The sequence below is a fragment of the Streptomyces sp. NPDC051963 genome, assembly GCF_044593495.1.
In the GTDB taxonomy this organism is placed as follows: Bacteria; Actinomycetota; Actinomycetes; order Streptomycetales; family Streptomycetaceae; genus Streptomyces.
On record NZ_JBIUCC010000001.1, the window covers coordinates 506,514 to 521,478 of the forward strand.

Genomic DNA, 14,965 nt, shown 5'->3' on the forward strand with positions numbered 1-14,965 from the left:
GGATCTTGCGCTGGTCGCCGGTCAGCTCCGAACTGCCGCCGAACCCACCGGCTCCACGGACGCCCCCTAGACGTCGTCCGTCCGCTCGCCCTCCGCTTGGGACGGCTCGGTCCTGGCCACGTCCGGGTGCTGTTCCGTGGTGCGCTCACCCGCGTCGTCGCGTTCGCCTTCGGCCTGCGAGGGGGTGCGGGCGTACATCCCGGGGTCGTACTCAGAGGCATTGGATGGCATGACGCGCCTCCTTGGCTCGCTACCCCCATGGTCCCTCTTCGCCCATGAGCAGGCGACACCGAACAGGACCAGCGCGGCTCCCGCGAGCTGGTTCACGGTGGCGGTGCCCGATCCGGTGACGTACAGCGCGACCAGGGAGGCGAAGGGGACGAGTCCGTTGAACAGTCCCGTACGCGAGGCGCCGAGGCGCTCGATGGCTCCGTACCACAGGAGGAAGACGGCGGTGGTCACACCGAGGGCCAGAAAGGCCAGTGCCGAGAACTCGACCGCCGTCGGGATGCGCAGTACGGGCGTCCCCTTCACCACCCGTGTGATCGAGGCGGCGGCGAACAGCGTCACCGACGCGAGCCCGCACGCGTACGTGGTGACGGTCAGCGACCCCAGTTCCTGGGTGGGCGGTGCGCCGAGCAGCGTGACCGAGGCGACTCCGGCGAGGGCGAGGAACGACCACACGAACCCCTGCCCGCTCCACTGCACTCCGCCCTGCGTGGACAGTTGGGCCAGGGCGGAGCCGAGGGCCACGCACAGCGCACCGCCGATCAGTGTCCGCGAGGGACGGGTGCGGGTGAGCAGCGACCGGACCAGGACGATGACCAGCGGTGCGGCGCCGATGGCGATGCCGACATTGCCCGGCGCCGTCAGTGATGTGGCGTACACGAGGACGACGCCGTATCCGGCCATGCCCATGACGGCCAGCAGAACGATCCACACCAGCTGGGTTCGGGTCGGACGGACGAAGGTGTGCCTGCGTATGCGCGCCCAGCCGAGCAGGAACAACGTCGCCAGCGTGTAGCGCACGGCCTGTCCGCCGATGAGCGGGAAGTCGTGGAGCCGGCCCGCGGCTGCGACGGACGCTCCCACGAGGCCCGCGGCTCCCAGAGCCAGTCCGGCCCCGGAGCGCTCTTGTCCGGTCATGGTCATTCAGCCAGGCTGACAGCGCGGCGGCATAAGCAGAAGTAGGGTAATACTGACCGCGTCGTAAGGAGAGCTGATGATCGAGGCGCATCGGCTGGCCCTGTTCCGCGAGGTCGCTCATCGGGGGAGTTTCGCGCAGGCGGCACAGGCCCTGCGCCTGACTCCCTCGGCGGTCTCGCAGCAGATGGCCGCGCTCGAACGGGCCGCCCGGACCCGGCTGTTCGAGCGCAGTACCCGGGGTGTCACGCTCACCGTGGCCGGCCAGGTGCTGCTCCGCACGGCGGACGCCGTCCACGGCGAACTGCACCGGGCCGAGCGGACACTCGCACAGCTACGGGAAGAGGGGCCGCCCTCCCTCACCGTCGCCACCTTCTCCAGTGCGGGCGCATTCCTGCTCGCGCCCGCACTGGCGGCGCTCCGACAGGACCTGCACGTCGAAACGACCGTGATCGAGTCCGAGCCCGCCCAGGCGCTCGCCGCGCTCATGGACGGCAGCGCCGATGTGGCGCTGGTCTATCACTTCAACAGTGAGCAGCCACCGGCGGATTGGGATCACGTCGCCGCGCGGTGCGAGTACCACCCGCTGCTGCGGGACGAGTTGCGCGTGGTCGTGCCCACCGGTCACGCCCTCGCCCGGCGTGCCACGGCACGGCTCGATGCCGTGGCCGACGATCCATGGATCCACGGCTGGGATCTGCCGGGGAACGCCCTGGACGCGCTGGCCTCCGCACAGGGGATCAGGCCCAACGTGGTGTGCCGGTCAAGTGACTTCCGTTTCATGCAGGCGCTTGTCGCGGCGGGCATCGGGATCGCGTTCATTCCCGCCCTCGCGGTCGAGGACCGCGAGGGCACCCGCGCGCTGACCCTGGTCCCTACGGCGAACAGGTACATCGGCGCCTGCACGGCTCCCGGCACGGCGGCCAACCGGGTAACTCGCGCGCTGCTCACGGCACTCGAGGAACGCGCCGCATGCTCGGTTCGGGGAAGTTGACGCTACGTTGAATCACATCCTGATCAACGCATGCGAGAGGACGCCCCGATGTCCGTCGACGGCCTGTACGAGATCCTGGACGACCGCTTCCGTACCGGACATTGCACGAACGGCGACAGCAGGCTGGAGGTCCTGCACGACGGCTGCCGCTGGGCCGAGGGCCCGCTGTACGTTCCCGCCTGGCGCCAGTTGGTCTGGAGCGACATCCCCAACGACCGCATCCTGCGCTGGGACGAGGCCACCGGTACGGTCGGCGTCTTCCGCACGCCGGCCGGCCACGGCAACGGCAACACCCTCGACCGACAGGGCCGTCTGGTCACCTGCGAACAGGGCAACCGCCGGGTCACGCGCACCGAGCCCGACGGGACGGTGACCGTCCTCGCCGACCGGTACGCCGGCAAGCGGCTCAACAGCCCGAACGACTCCGTCGTACGCTCGGACGGCACGATCTGGTTCTCCGACCCGGACTTCGGCATCATCAGCGACTACGAGGGCCATCGCGCCGAGTCCGAGATCGGCGCGTGCAACGTGTATCGGATCGACCCGGCGACGGGGGACGTGCGGCTCGCCGCCGACGGGTTCGAGGGACCCAATGGCGTCATCCTGTCCCCCGACGAGAAGCGGCTCTACGTCTCCGACTCGCGGGCCGCCAGGATCCACATGTTCGACATCCGCGAGGACGGCACGCTGTCCGACGGGAAGGTCTTCACCGAGGCCCGGCGCGGCGTCCACTTCGACAACATCCGCTTCGACGACGAGGGCCGCCTGTGGGCCGCGGCCCTGGCCGACGGGGTCCACTGCTACGACCCCGACGGCACCCTCATCGGCCGGCTGCGCGTACCCGAACCCGTCTCCAACATCGCCTTCGGCGGCCCGAAGAACAACCGCCTCTTCATCACAGCCACCACCTCGCTGTACTCACTGATGATGTCGGTGACCGGAGCACCACGCCTCTAGGGCCGCTGCGACCTGGTGTGCGCACACGGCAATTCAGAACGTCGGTACAGATACGAACAGAAACTGTCGCGTTTCGGATCGATGTTTCGTTCTACCGTGCGAGATCGGTCGATGACGGTGTGTACTGTGCAGCGGGCCCTTCGCGCGTGGGCCTCGGACCCTGCCCTGTCCGCTTTCGCATGGAAACCGATTCGATGATGATCGAATTACCGGACCTGGTGGCCGGCGGTCTCGCCGCCGGCACACTGTCCGCGCTCGCCGCCCTCGGCGGCGGGCTGCTGCGGTCCCGGCGTCAACAGGCCGTGCAGCGTGGGGAGATCGCCCGATTACGCGCCCAACTCGACGGCGCGCCCCTGGCGTTCACCACCGAGGTCGAGCATCTCGCGGTACGCCGTGTGCCTGCCGCCGCGCGGCAACTGGCGCATCCCCACGTCGTGGTGCCGGGTCCGCTGAATCCGCGAAACGCCGGTACACCCCTCGGTGTCGCGCTGGAGCACGTACTGAACGGGCTGCGCACGGAGCTGGCCACGCAGCGGACCCGGATCGACGCGGCCGCACAAGCGGGAATGCGTGGCGCCACCCGGGAGATCCAGGCCGCCCTGTACCGGCTCCAGGACGCGCTGCGGCGGATGCAGGAGCAGTACGACGACCCGGAGTTGACGCAGACGCTGTTCCAACTGGACCACGAGAACGAGCAGTCGCTCCGGCGCGCTCAGGTCGCCGCCGTCGTGTGCGGGGCCTGGGTGGGGCTGGCCCGCGAGGAGTCGCATCTGGTGGAGGCGGTGACCGGCGGCCAGGCCCGGCTGGCGGGCTACCACCGGGTCCGGATCCACAACCACCTGGAGGCGGGCACCGCCCTGGTGTCCCATGCGGTCGAACCGGTCGCGATCATCGTCGCCGAACTCCTCGACAACTCCCTACGGCACTCCGCGCCCGACACCGACGTCACGGTCAACCTGGAGCAGGTCCATCACGGCGTCTGCGTCACCGTCGACGACGCGGGCCTCGGTATGACGCAGGACGAACGGGCCCGCGCCCAGTGGATGGTGGCCGGTACCGAGCCGATCCTGCTCACCGACCTCGGTGACCCGCCGCGCATGGGGCTCGCCGCGATCGGCCGGCTGACCCGGCAGTTCGATCTGAGCGTGGACCTCTCCTCGCCCTCCCCGTACGGCGGCGTACGCGCGGTCCTGCTCGTCGACAGCCATCTACTGACCCGTATCGACCCCGCCGAACAGCCGCCGGCGGCCGGCACCCCGCGCTCGACGCGCAAGAGCATGCCCGCCGCGGTCCACAGCTACGGGAGCGAACGGGACAAGGTCACCGCCCCGGCGGGGTCCGGGCATCACAGGCCGCGCGGTGCCGGAGGCCTGCCACAGCGCAGACGCCGCACCCCGGTCACCGCACCGGCCGACACCGCACCGCGGCCTCCCGGGCGCCGACCTGAGGAGGCCGCCGCCGCGCTCGGCGCACTCCAGTCCGGCACGGCGGCCGCACGCGCGCGGGACGAAGACGCCGTACCCGCCACGTCGCACGAGACCGAACAGACGGACCACGAGGGGAGATCGGCGCGATGACGAGCCGCGATGCAGGCGAGACGGCCTGGGTGCTGGAACCGATCCTCCAGGTACCACATGTCGTGGCCGCCGTTCTGCTGACGCGGGACGGGCTGGTGACGGGGTACACGGACGCGCTGGCCCGGCCGTCCGCCGAACGGGTGGCCGCCATCACCAGCGCCGTGCAGGGCGCGTCCCGGACGGCGGCGGCCGCGTTCGCCGACCGGGACCAGGCGGACGTACGGCAGGTCGTCATCGAGTCCGACCACGGATACGTCCTGATCGTCCCGACGGATCACGGCACGTGCGTGGCCGCGTACGGGGACGGCGAGGTGCGTCTGGACCTGCTCGCGCACCGCGTCCACTCGCAGGTGGCGCGGCTGGGCGAGAAGGCGATGGCGACCGCGCCCCGGGGAGTCGACGGCGACGCACCGGCATGACCGGCCGCCGTGGCGGCCGTCCGCTGGTGCCCGCGTACCTGTCGACCGGCGGCGTGGCCCGGCCGAGCCGCCCCGAGCTGGAGCGGCTGACGGTGCTCAGCGGCAGCGGAGCGTCACTGCCCACGGCTCTGCCCGCCGCTCAACTGGCCCTGCTGGACGCCTTGGACGGCGGTTCCCTGACGGTGGTGGAGGCCGCGGCCCTGCTGGAGCTCCCGGTGTCCGCGCTGCGGGTGCTGGCCGCCGATCTCGTCGACCGGGGCCTGGTGCTGGCCCGCGCGCCGATCCCGCCCGCCGAAGCGTTCGCCCCCGACCTGCTGAAGAGAGTGGCCGATGGCCTCCGCGCCCTCAAGCACGACTAGCCCGTCGGCTTCCCCGACCGGCGGAATCCATTTGCCCGACACCGCACGGGAGTTGGTGAAGATCCTCGTCGCCGGACCCTTCGGGGTGGGCAAGACGACCCTCATCGGCTCCGTCTCCGAGATCCGGTCGCTGCACACCGAGGAGCAGCTCAGCGAGGCGTCCGCGCAGGTGGACGAACTCGCCGAAGTGCGGGAGAAGTCGACGACGACCGTCGCCGTGGACTTCGGGCGCATCAGCCTGCCGGACGGCATCGTGCTGTATCTGTTCGGCACGCCCGGGCAGGCACGGTTCCGTTCACTCTGGGACGACATCTCCTACGGGGCTCTCGGCGCGCTCGTCCTGGTGGACAGCCGCCGGATCGACGCGTCGTTCGACGTACTGGGGCTGGTCGAGGAGAGCGGACTGCCGTACGCGGTCGCCTTCAACGCCTTCCCCGACGCGCCCCACCACACCGACGAACAGCTGCGCGCCGCCCTCGACCTGGCGCCGACGACCTCGATGGTCAGATGCGACGCGCGGGACGCGGACTCCTCGATCGACGCACTGCTCGCGCTGGTCCAGCACCTGATCGACCGCCGCCCCCCGGAGCACAGGTGACCACCTATCCCCCCGCCCAGCAGGCCTTCTCCCTCTCCGCGCCGGTACGGCTGTGGGAGGACGGCTTCGCGCTGAATCCGTACGGCTACTACGACGCGCTGCGCGCCCAGGGTCCGGTCGGCTGGGCCGAACTCGCGCCGGGTGTACCGGCGTACGTCGTCACGGACCGGCGGGCCGCACTGGCGCTGCTGCACGACACCGACACCTTCTCGCACGACCCGCGGCCGTGGGAGTCCACCGTCGCGGACGACTCGCCGGTGCTCGGGATGATGCGCTGGCGGCCCAACTCCCTGTTCGCGGACGGCGCCGCGCATCTCCGCTACCGCACCACGCTGATCGACACCTTCGCCGGTGTCGAACCGCACGACCTGCGGGCGCGGGTGCACCGGGCGGTGCATGTGCTGGTGAGCCGGTTCGGGCCGAAGGGCGAGGCCGATCTCGTCGGCGACTTCGCACGGCCGCTGATGGCGCTGGTCTTCAACAGCCTCTTCGGCCTGCCGGACAGCCGCAGCGACCGGCTGAACGCGGCGCTGGGCAAGATGATGGAGGGCGGCGCCGAAGCGGCTGAGGGCGAGGCGGAGTTCGGCGGGTACGTCCTCGAACTGATCGCCACCAAGGCCGAACAGCGCGGCGACGACCTGCCGAGCAGGCTCCTCGACCATCCCGCCGGGCTGACCCCGGAGGAGGTCACCTGGCAGGTGTTCCTCACCCTCGGCGCCGGACACGAACCGACGGCGAACCTGGTGTCCAACGCGCTGTCCCGGATCCTCGGCAACCCGCTCTACTACTCGACCCTCACCAGCGGCGCCCGCCCCGTGACGGACGCGGTCGTGGAGGTGCTGCACCACGAGACGCCCCTGGCCAACTACGGCATCCACTACGCTCGCAGGCCCGTCACCTTCCACGGAGTGTGGATCAGGGCCGCGGTGCCGGTGGTGATCTCGTACGGGGCGCTCGCCTATTTCGCCGAGGAGGACGTCACCAGTGGCCGCCACCCCAAGGACGCCTCGCACCTGTCCTGGTCGGCGGGCCCGCACGCCTGCCCGGTCAAGCAGCACACGCTGCTCATCGTCACCGAGGCGATCGAACGGCTCACCCAGTGGCTGCCCGATCTGGAGCCGGTCCTGCCGCGCGAACGCCTCAGCTGGCGGCCCGGTCCCTTCCACCGCTCGCTGATGGCGTTGCCCGTCCGCTTCCGCCCTCGCTCCCCCGACCAGCCAGGAGAACCGTCGTGACCGTGACCGACCGCATCGCCCTCGACCCCTTCGGCGCCGACATCGCCGCCGAGAGTGCCAGGCTGCGCGCGCTCGGGCCGATCGTGCCCGTGGAGCTGCCCGGCTCCATCCCCGCCTGGGCGCCCACCGGTTACGACACTCTCAAGGAGTTGATCCTCGACCCGCAGGTCAGCAAGGATCCCCGGCTGCACTGGAAGTTGTGGCCGGAGATCGGTGAACACCCCTCCTGGGGCTGGGTCCTGGGCTGGGTCGGCGTGGTCAACATGCTCTCCACGTACGGCCCCGACCACGCGCGGCTGCGCAAGTTGGTGGCGCCGAGCTTCACGCACCGGCGCACCGAGGCGATGCGCTCTCGGGTGGAGGCGATCACCGCGGAGCTGCTCGACGGCCTTGCGACGGCGGGTGCGGACGGTTCCGTGGTCGATCTGAAGGCGGGACTGGCGCAACCGCTGCCGATGCGGATGATCTGCGAACTGTTCGGTGTCCCGGACGAGTTGCGCGACGACACCGCGGCGATGATCGCGGCCATCATGGACACCTCCGACCCGAGCCCCGAACACGCCGCCTCGGTTCAGCGGCAGATCGGCACGGTGCTGCCCGCCCTGATCGCCCACGGCGCCGAGCACCCCGGGGACGACCTCACCACCGAACTGATCCGGGTGCGGGACGAGGACGGCGACCGGCTCAGCGACGAGGAACTGCTCTACACGCTGCTGCTGGTCATCGGCGCCGGCTTCGAGACGACCGTCAACCTCATCGGCAACGCGGTCGTCGCCCTGCTGACGCACCCCGAGCAGCTGGCCGACGTACGGTCGGGGAAGCTCGGCTGGGAGGCGGTCGTCGAGGAGACCCTGCGCGTCCACCCGTCCATCGCCTCACTGCCCCTGCGGTTCGCCGTCACCGACCTCACCGTCGGCGACGTCACCATCCCGGCCGGGGACGCCATCATCACGACGTACGCCGCCGCCGGGGTCGATCCCGCGCACTACGGTCCGGACGCCGACGCCTTCGACGCCGGGCGCGGAGCCGACGACCATCTGGCGTTCGGGGTCGGGGTGCACCGGTGCATCGGTGCTCCGCTGGCCCGCATGGAGGCCCTCACCGCACTGCCCGCGCTCCTCGCCCGCTTCCCCGAGCTGGAACTGGCCGTGGACGAGGGCGAGTTGCGGCAGGTGCCGTCGTTCATCGCCTTCGGCTGGCAGGAGATTCCGGTGCGGCTGGGCCTGTGAGCGATACCGCGGGCCGCGACCTCGACCGCCGGGAGGATCGGGTGCGCGCCCCACTCGTTCGGCGGACGAGCCGGCTACCGCACCACGCGGTGGCGGAGGTAGACGACTCGCGAGTTGAAGGTGCGGGTCTCGACGAGTTCGAGATCCACCCGGCGCTCGCCCCGGGGAAAGTACGGAATGCCACCGCCGACCAGCACCGGGTAGACCCTGGCCCGGTACTCGTCGATGAGTCCCAACGCGGCCGCCTCGGCGGCGAGAGTCGCGCCGCCGATCGCGATGTGGCCCTCTCCCGGCTCGGCTCGCAACCGCGCGATCTCCTCCGCCAGGCCGCCGGAGGCCAGGCGGGTGTTGCCCTGCGCCGCTGACAGCGTGGTGGAGAACACCACCTTCGGGAGCCGCTTCCAGAGCGCGGCGAACTCGAGCGTCGAGAAGTCGAGTGACGGATGCTGGTCGGCGGTCTCCCAATACAGCATCGACTCGTACAGCCGTCGCCCCAGCAGGTGCACGCCGACCTCCCGCACCTCGTCGGTGGCGAGGCGAAAGACCTCCTCGTCGGGTTCCGTCCAGTCGAAGCCGCCGTCCGGTCCGACGATGTAGCCGTCGAGCGAGATGGACATCGAGTAGGTCACGCTGCGCATCAGTAGTCCTCCTCGGTAGCGGTTTCGACAGTAGAGAAGGCCTCAGTGGTTGGCGAGCCAGGGAGCTCCGGCGTACGCAGAGAGGCATGGTCGCGTCTCGTTTCGTTGGCGCCTCGGCACGTTGACAGGCGTCTGTCGAGATGTTGCTATAAGGCGCTGTTCAGCCTGATCTTCGCCGTGTCGCATGCCGAAAGGGCGCCGGATCAACGGCCGATTGACCGGGGCGCTGCCCCCCGAATCCCAGAGCGAGGCCTCATGCCGCAGCGCGCCGCGACCATCGTCGGCGGCGGGATCGGCGGCCTCGCGGCGGCCGTCGCGCTGCACCGGCGGGGCTGGCGTGTCGAGGTGCTGGAACGGGCCCCCGAGTTCACCGAGATCGGTGCCGGTATCTCCCTGTGGCCGAACGCGCTGCATGCACTCGATGTGCTCGGCATGGCCGACACCGTCCGGGCACTCGGCGCCGTCGAGGCCTCGGGCGGCGTACGCGACCGCCGGGGCCGCTGGCTGTCCCGCACGGACAACGCGGAGTTGGCGCGCCGCTTCGGCCACCCCCTGGTGGTCCTGCACCGCGCGGACCTGTTGCGGGCGCTCACCGAGGCGCTGCCCGCGGACAGCCTGGTGCCGGGCAGTGAGGTGTCCGCGGTCCGCGACGACGGAGACTGCCCGGTCGTCGATCACCGCGGGGGCGAGTCCCGGGCCGACCTCGTCGTCGGCGCCGACGGGCTGCACAGTGCGGTGCGCCGCGCCCTGTGGCCCGACGCGGCCGGCCCCCGCTACGCCGGGTACACCGCCTGGCGCATGGTCACCGAGCCCCTCACCCGGCAGCCCGCGGAGGGCGCGGCGACCTGGGGGCGCGGATCGAGGTTCGGCTACACGGCGCTGCCGGGCGGGCGGATGTACTGCTTCGCGACCGCGTCGCTGCCGGCGGGAGCCGCCTCCGGCTCGTCCGAGTACGCCCAACTGCTGCGCCGGTTCGGCTCCTGGCCGGATCCCATTCCCGCTCTGCTGGCCGCTGTCCCCGCGGACACGGTGCTCAGACACGACTTGTACGACCTGCCGCCGCTGGCCTCCTTCGTCCGCGGCCGGGTCGCGCTCCTCGGTGACGCGGCCCATGCCATGACCCCAAATCTGGGCCAGGGCGCGTGCCAGGCGCTGGAGGACGCGGTCACCCTCGCCCACTGCCTCGACGGCACCCCGGACGTGGCCGCCGCGCTCCGCTCGTACGATCTGCTGCGCCGCCCGAGGACCCAGGCCATCACGCGCCGCTCGGCCCGGCTCGGCGCGGTCGGCCAGCTTTCGTGGCCGCCCGCGGTGCTGCTGCGCGACGCGGCGGCCCGGCTGACGCCGACACGGGCGACGCTGCGTTCGATGACACCGGTGCTCAGCTGGACAGCGCCCGGTGCCACGGTGACAGGGACGGAGAGCGAGAACCGCTGATGCCGGACTGGACGTATCACCCGCTGCGCGGGGCTGCCGCTGCCGTCCTCGGCCTGCGGCGTTCGCAGCGAACCGCACTGCGGCTGCTGGCCACGATCGGCTCCCGCCCCGCCGGCGCCCGGCTGATCGCCCGGGGGTTCGGCCACCGCCATCCGCCGGAGCGGCTCGCCGGCGAGATCGCCGGCGTTCCCGTGACCGTCCGCATCGGCATATCCGTCCCGCCCTCACTCGCCCGCGAGGCGGTACGCGCCATGCGCCCGCTCGGGGCCGGCGTCGTCGAGGTGGCGCCGGTGTCGGCGGATGACGTGGAGACCGTGCGCGAGGCCGCGGCCGACCGCTCGCTCCCCCTGGTCGTCCGCGCCTGCGACCAGGAGGCCGAGGCCGCACTCAAGCCGCACGTCGACGGCTTCACCAACGGCGACGACCCGCACGTGCTCCATGTGTCCGACCCGTCGGTCACCGCAGCGGCCGACGCGCTGGAGGAGCCCGGCACCGTCGTGCTCGCCCGGCCCGGGGTGCTCGTCGCGGCCGGACCGGGCTGGTTCGCACGGGTCACCGAGGCGGCCACGCCCACCGCACCCGCTCCCGGACTGCGTGACGTCGGCCGCGACCCCCGCCGCTGGCCCGCCTGGTGGTGGGCACTGCTCGTCGGGCTCGGCATGACGGGCGCCGGACTCGGCGCCGCGGCGATCACGCTCGGACCGGTGCTGCTCTGGTACGACCGCGACTACCTCGGCATGACGCTGCATGAACTGCACGGCGTCAACCACCATCTCGTGCACTTCCTCCAGCACGACCGGATCACCATGGCCGGCACCATGGTGGCGATCGGTGCCCTCTACTCGGGCCTGGCCGTGGGCGGGATCAGACGCGGCTGGCCCTGGGCCCGCGAGGTGTATCTGCTCTCGGGGGCGATCGGCTTCCCCACCTTGTTCTACTTCCTGGTCACCGGCTTCGTGGAACCGCTGCACACGGCCACCACCGTCGTGCTGTTCCCGATGTTCGTCGCCGCGGTCCGCCGGGCCCCGCACACACCGCGGTGGCGGCCGGCGCCCGAGGGACCCGAGCGGGAGCGCCGACGGGCACTCACCGGCCAGCTGCTGCTGATCGTCACGGGAGCCGGGCTGTTCGTCGGTGGAGCCGTGATCTCGGTGGTCGGCCTGACCGGCGTGTTCGTGCCGGCCGACCTGGCCTTCCTGGACACCGGAGCGCAGACCCTGGAAGCGGCGAACCCCCGGCTCGTGCCGTTTGTCGCCCACGACCGTGCAGGTTTCGGCGGTGCCCTGATGGCCGCCGCGGTGGCGATCACCCTGCTCAGCGCGTGGGGCTGGCGGCGGGGTGAGGCCTGGGTGTTCTGGACCCTGGCCACGGCGGCGGCCGCCGGTTTTCTGCCGGCAGTCGTGGTGCACGGCGCGATCCACTACACGGACTTCATCCACCTCGCGCCGGTCTACTTCGGCATTGCCATGACCGCCACCGGCCTGCTGCTCGCGCGGCCATACCTGTGCGCCAAGGCATCGGCGGGACCGAAGGGCTGACGGGCCGTCTGTCCGGCTCGGTCCTGGCCGTGCTCAAGAACAGGCTCAGGTGCGGGGCCGTCCGTCGGCGATGATCGTGACGAGGGTGTCGACGAGTTCGTCGGCGGAGGTGCGCCAATTCCCGGTGCTGAAGTGGCCGCTCAGTTCTGCGCTGATGATGCCGCTGACGCCGGTGAGGAGCAGGGCGCCGTATCGGTGCAGGTCCTGTTCGTCGACGAGTCCGGAGACGACGGCCAGGAATTCGTCCTGAGCGCGCCAGGAGGCACGGATCATCGTGGCGGGGTCGTCGCCGCCGCACACCATCTCCGTCAACGAGCTCGACCCGCTGCGTGACGAGGGGCTGGTCTACCACCGCCGTCTCGTCGAGGCCGGGGTCGAGGCAGCGTCACGGACCGTGGCCGGGACGAGCCACGCGGGCGATCCGATGCTCCGGTCCGCCGTCCCGGAAATGTATGAGGCGATCGTCGAGGGCGTGCACCGTTTTCGCTGCCGGCCTCTGAATGCCCAGCGGTAGGGCCCCCACGTGATCATCGGGGGTTTGCGTTGGCCCCTGAAGCATGATCAGCACCGTCCGAGCCGCTCCGCCTCACCTGGAACAGGTGAGGCGGAGCCCGGGCATCGGCGATGGGATGAACCCATGCGCGGCGCGAAGAACACGACGGCCACGTCCCGGGACCCCGACCGTGCCATGCACTGGACGGCGCGTCTGGCCCTGGTGACCGCGGCCGCGGCGGTGCTGAACCTGCTGGTGGCCGCCGGGCTCAGGGGCATCGCCGTACTGGCTCTCGGGGCGGCCGGGCTCGCCGTCACGGCGGCGGCGGTGTGGTGGGCCCTGGCCCACCGGGGACTGCTGCGGGCGCTCGCGGTCATGCTGGCCCTGGCGGTTCCGGTCGCCCTGCTGGTGCACTACGCCCTGATCGGTCTGCTCTGGCCCGTGGCACTGTCCCTGGTGCTGTGGGCGGGCGCGGCACTCGCCGCGAGAGCCGCGCTGGGCATGGACGCCCGGCCGATCCGTGCGGTGGAGCACTCCGCCGCGCCCCCGAAGCGGCCATTCCTGATCATGAACCCGCGCTCGGGCGGCGGAAAGGTCGGCAGATTCGACCTCGTCGCCAAGGCCCAGAGGCTCGGGGCCGAGGTCGTGGTGCTCGATCCGGCCCATCCCCAGGATGTCTCCGGACTGGCCCAGGAGGCCCTGGCCGACGGCGCCGACCTCCTGGGAGTCGCCGGCGGCGACGGCACGCAGGCCCTGGTCGCCGGTGTGGCCGCTCAGCACGACGTGCCGTTCATGGTCGTCTCGGCCGGCACCCGCAACCACTTCGCCCTGGATCTCGGCCTGGACCGCGACGACCCGTCGACCTGCCTGGACGCCCTGACGGACGGCGTCGAAATCCGGGTCGACCTCGGTGTCATCGGGGACCGTGTCTTCGTCAACAACGCCTCGTTCGGTACGTACGCCGCCGTCGTGCAGAGCCCCGCCTACCGGGACGACAAGGTCCCCACCATCCTGCGCGCGCTGCCCGACCTCCTGACCCACCAGGCCGGCCCGCGGCTGACCGTCCACGCCGCGAACGTGACCATCGACGCCCCGCAGGCCGTCCTGGTGAGCAACAACCCGTATCGCATGGGCGATTCCGCCGGTCTCGGACGCCGCCCCCGGCTGGACTCCGGGGTCCTGGGCGTCCTCGGCGTCACCGTCGACAACGCGGCCCAGGCCGCGGGCATGCTCCGCGGCGCGGGAGCCTCCGGACTGACGGCTCTGACGTCGCAGGAGGCGGTCATCGAAGCCGACACCGCGGAGATCCCGGTCGGCGTCGACGGCGAGGCGCTCACCCTGCCCACGCCCGTCCGCTGCCGGATCCGGCCGGGGGCACTGCGTGTGCGGGTGCCGCGGCATCGGCAGGCCGCGTTCTCGGCGAAGCCGCACCTGAGCTGGCGCAGAGTGGGGCAACTCGCCTTCGCGACCCGGCATGCCCGCGCGGCGTGAACGGGCCGAAGGGCCGGCCCTTCGACGCACAGCGCGGCGGACGTGGCGGAAGGTGCGCTGCCGTACCCGGGTGAATGAGCGGACACCGTGCGGCGAGCGCATAAGCTCAGCGGATGGCGAAGTACTTCGACGTGCACCCCGACAACCCCCAGCCGCGCACCATCGCTCAGGTCGCCGACAGCGTCCGCTCGGGTGCGCTCATCGCTTATCCGACCGACTCCTGCTATGCGCTCGGCTGCCGGCTGGGCAGCCGGGACGGCATCGAGCGGATCCGTACGATCCGCCACCTGGACGACCGGCACCACTTCACCCTCGTGTGCCAGGACTTCGCGCAGCTCGGCCAGTTCGTACGCGTCGACAAGGACGTGTTCCGCGCGATCAAGGCGTCGACGCCCGGCAGTTACACCTTCATCCTGCCCGCGACGAAGGAGGTGCCGCGCATGCTCCAGCACCCGAAGAAGAAGACCGTCGGTGTGCGCATCCCCGATCATGTCGTCACCCAGGCCCTGCTCGCCGAGCTGGGTGAGCCGCTGCTGTCCAGCACGCTGCTGCTGCCCGACGAGGACGAGCCGATGACCCAGGGCTGGGAGATCAAGGACCGGCTCGACCACATGCTCGACGCGGTCGTGGACTCCGGGGACTGCGGGACCGAGCCGACGACGGTCATCGACTTCTCGGGCGGCGAGGCCGAGATCGTACGGCGCGGGGCGGGCGACCTGGCGCGGTTCGAGTAGGACGCGGTTCGAGTAAGAAGGCGGTGAGGATCCCGCAGGGATCACCCTTAACCGTGCGTGTAACGATGGCCCGGGCCGGGCCTCTCGCACGGGCCGGCCCTCATCGACTCCCCCACGCAGAGA

General features: G+C 71.4%; 16 protein-coding genes. 13 read left to right on the forward strand and 3 right to left on the reverse strand.

The features are described from left to right. Window positions 1–66: 66 nt before the first annotated feature. On the reverse strand, window positions 67–1,152 hold the full coding sequence (locus ACIHFB_RS02005; RefSeq protein ID WP_365268604.1) for a DMT family transporter: 1,086 nt from the start codon (window positions 1,150–1,152) through the stop codon (window positions 67–69). A gap of 70 nt (window positions 1,153–1,222) precedes the next feature. Here ACIHFB_RS02005 and ACIHFB_RS02010 point away from each other — a divergent pair, with 70 nt between their 5' ends. The 8 genes from ACIHFB_RS02010 to ACIHFB_RS02045 all read left to right on the forward strand — a co-directional run bounded on the left by ACIHFB_RS02010 (window position 1,223) and on the right by ACIHFB_RS02045 (window position 8,511). Then, window positions 1,223–2,137 (forward strand): LysR family transcriptional regulator, encoded by a 915-nt coding sequence (locus ACIHFB_RS02010; protein WP_365268607.1) that lies wholly within the window; start codon window positions 1,223–1,225, stop codon window positions 2,135–2,137. A 48-nt stretch (window positions 2,138–2,185) separates the two neighbouring features. Then, complete coding sequence (locus ACIHFB_RS02015) at window positions 2,186–3,094, forward strand: SMP-30/gluconolactonase/LRE family protein (RefSeq protein WP_365270981.1); 909 nt, start codon at window positions 2,186–2,188, stop codon at window positions 3,092–3,094. Window positions 3,095–3,291: 197 nt separating this feature from the next. After that, entirely contained in the window at window positions 3,292–4,671 is a 1,380-nt protein-coding gene (locus ACIHFB_RS02020; protein WP_365270984.1) for an ATP-binding protein, read from the forward strand. Next, complete coding sequence (locus tag ACIHFB_RS02025) at window positions 4,668–5,090, forward strand: roadblock/LC7 domain-containing protein (protein WP_365268610.1); 423 nt, start codon at window positions 4,668–4,670, stop codon at window positions 5,088–5,090. Before ACIHFB_RS02020 ends, ACIHFB_RS02025 begins: the two co-directional genes overlap by 4 nt. After that, a complete protein-coding gene (locus ACIHFB_RS02030; RefSeq protein WP_365268613.1) occupies window positions 5,087–5,449 on the forward strand; it encodes a DUF742 domain-containing protein in 363 nt (120 codons plus the stop codon). The genes ACIHFB_RS02025 and ACIHFB_RS02030 overlap by 4 nt, the downstream gene beginning before the upstream one ends. Then, window positions 5,421–6,047 (forward strand): ATP/GTP-binding protein, encoded by a 627-nt coding sequence (locus tag ACIHFB_RS02035; protein ID WP_365268616.1) that lies wholly within the window; start codon window positions 5,421–5,423, stop codon window positions 6,045–6,047. Before ACIHFB_RS02030 ends, ACIHFB_RS02035 begins: the two co-directional genes overlap by 29 nt. Next, entirely contained in the window at window positions 6,044–7,282 is a 1,239-nt protein-coding gene (locus ACIHFB_RS02040) for a cytochrome P450 (protein ID WP_365268619.1), read from the forward strand. Before ACIHFB_RS02035 ends, ACIHFB_RS02040 begins: the two co-directional genes overlap by 4 nt. Next, the gene (locus tag ACIHFB_RS02045; protein WP_365268622.1) at window positions 7,279–8,511 is read left to right on the forward strand and encodes a cytochrome P450; all 1,233 of its coding nucleotides are present in this window, start codon (window positions 7,279–7,281) and stop codon (window positions 8,509–8,511) included. Before ACIHFB_RS02040 ends, ACIHFB_RS02045 begins: the two co-directional genes overlap by 4 nt. A 74-nt stretch (window positions 8,512–8,585) precedes the next feature. On the opposite strand, the gene ACIHFB_RS02050 is transcribed toward ACIHFB_RS02045, so the two are convergent. Continuing rightward, a complete protein-coding gene (locus tag ACIHFB_RS02050; protein ID WP_365268625.1) occupies window positions 8,586–9,149 on the reverse strand; it encodes a dihydrofolate reductase family protein in 564 nt (187 codons plus the stop codon). Between the two features lie 255 nt (window positions 9,150–9,404). Here ACIHFB_RS02050 and ACIHFB_RS02055 point away from each other — a divergent pair, with 255 nt between their 5' ends. After that, window positions 9,405–10,586, forward strand: a complete 1,182-nt coding sequence (locus ACIHFB_RS02055; protein WP_365268628.1) for an FAD-dependent monooxygenase — start codon at window positions 9,405–9,407, stop codon at window positions 10,584–10,586. Then, window positions 10,586–12,124, forward strand: coding sequence for a hypothetical protein (locus ACIHFB_RS02060; protein ID WP_365268631.1), 1,539 nt, complete (start codon window positions 10,586–10,588; stop codon window positions 12,122–12,124). Before ACIHFB_RS02055 ends, ACIHFB_RS02060 begins: the two co-directional genes overlap by 1 nt. Before the next feature lie 45 nt (window positions 12,125–12,169). Here ACIHFB_RS02060 and ACIHFB_RS02065 read toward each other — a convergent pair whose 3' ends face one another. Then, the gene (locus ACIHFB_RS02065; protein ID WP_365268633.1) at window positions 12,170–12,397 is read right to left on the reverse strand and encodes a hypothetical protein; all 228 of its coding nucleotides are present in this window, start codon (window positions 12,395–12,397) and stop codon (window positions 12,170–12,172) included. A 1-nt stretch (window position 12,398) separates the two neighbouring features. Here ACIHFB_RS02065 and ACIHFB_RS02070 point away from each other — a divergent pair, with 1 nt between their 5' ends. From ACIHFB_RS02070 to ACIHFB_RS02080, 3 genes are all read left to right on the forward strand, one after another. Then, entirely contained in the window at window positions 12,399–12,638 is a 240-nt protein-coding gene (locus ACIHFB_RS02070) for an alpha/beta hydrolase fold domain-containing protein (protein ID WP_365268636.1), read from the forward strand. Window positions 12,639–12,761: 123 nt separating this feature from the next. After that, the gene (locus ACIHFB_RS02075; RefSeq protein WP_365268638.1) at window positions 12,762–14,108 is read left to right on the forward strand and encodes a diacylglycerol kinase family protein; all 1,347 of its coding nucleotides are present in this window, start codon (window positions 12,762–12,764) and stop codon (window positions 14,106–14,108) included. Window positions 14,109–14,221: 113 nt separating this feature from the next. Then, a complete protein-coding gene (locus tag ACIHFB_RS02080) occupies window positions 14,222–14,842 on the forward strand; it encodes an L-threonylcarbamoyladenylate synthase (protein ID WP_365268641.1) in 621 nt (206 codons plus the stop codon). Window positions 14,843–14,965: the final 123 nt, after the last annotated feature.

Bases quoted from the DNA above. Each gene is read 5' to 3' on its own strand.
- ACIHFB_RS02035 (WP_365268616.1), top strand. From the start codon at position 5,421: ATGGCCTCCGCGCCCTCAAGCACGACTAGCCCGTCGGCTTCCCCGACC.
- ACIHFB_RS02055 (WP_365268628.1), top strand. From the start codon at position 9,405: ATGCCGCAGCGCGCCGCGACCATCGTCGGCGGCGGGATCGGCGGCCTC.
- ACIHFB_RS02080 (WP_365268641.1), top strand. From the start codon at position 14,222: ATGGCGAAGTACTTCGACGTGCACCCCGACAACCCCCAGCCGCGCACC.
- ACIHFB_RS02015 (WP_365270981.1), top strand. From the start codon at position 2,186: ATGTCCGTCGACGGCCTGTACGAGATCCTGGACGACCGCTTCCGTACC.
- ACIHFB_RS02025 (WP_365268610.1), top strand. From the start codon at position 4,668: ATGACGAGCCGCGATGCAGGCGAGACGGCCTGGGTGCTGGAACCGATC.
- ACIHFB_RS02030 (WP_365268613.1), top strand. From the start codon at position 5,087: ATGACCGGCCGCCGTGGCGGCCGTCCGCTGGTGCCCGCGTACCTGTCG.
- ACIHFB_RS02050 (WP_365268625.1), bottom strand. From the start codon at position 9,149: ATGCGCAGCGTGACCTACTCGATGTCCATCTCGCTCGACGGCTACATC.
- ACIHFB_RS02005 (WP_365268604.1), bottom strand. From the start codon at position 1,152: ATGACCATGACCGGACAAGAGCGCTCCGGGGCCGGACTGGCTCTGGGA.
- ACIHFB_RS02010 (WP_365268607.1), top strand. From the start codon at position 1,223: ATGATCGAGGCGCATCGGCTGGCCCTGTTCCGCGAGGTCGCTCATCGG.
- ACIHFB_RS02020 (WP_365270984.1), top strand. From the start codon at position 3,292: ATGATCGAATTACCGGACCTGGTGGCCGGCGGTCTCGCCGCCGGCACA.
- ACIHFB_RS02065 (WP_365268633.1), bottom strand. From the start codon at position 12,397: ATGATCCGTGCCTCCTGGCGCGCTCAGGACGAATTCCTGGCCGTCGTC.
- ACIHFB_RS02075 (WP_365268638.1), top strand. From the start codon at position 12,762: ATGCGCGGCGCGAAGAACACGACGGCCACGTCCCGGGACCCCGACCGT.
- ACIHFB_RS02060 (WP_365268631.1), top strand. From the start codon at position 10,586: ATGCCGGACTGGACGTATCACCCGCTGCGCGGGGCTGCCGCTGCCGTC.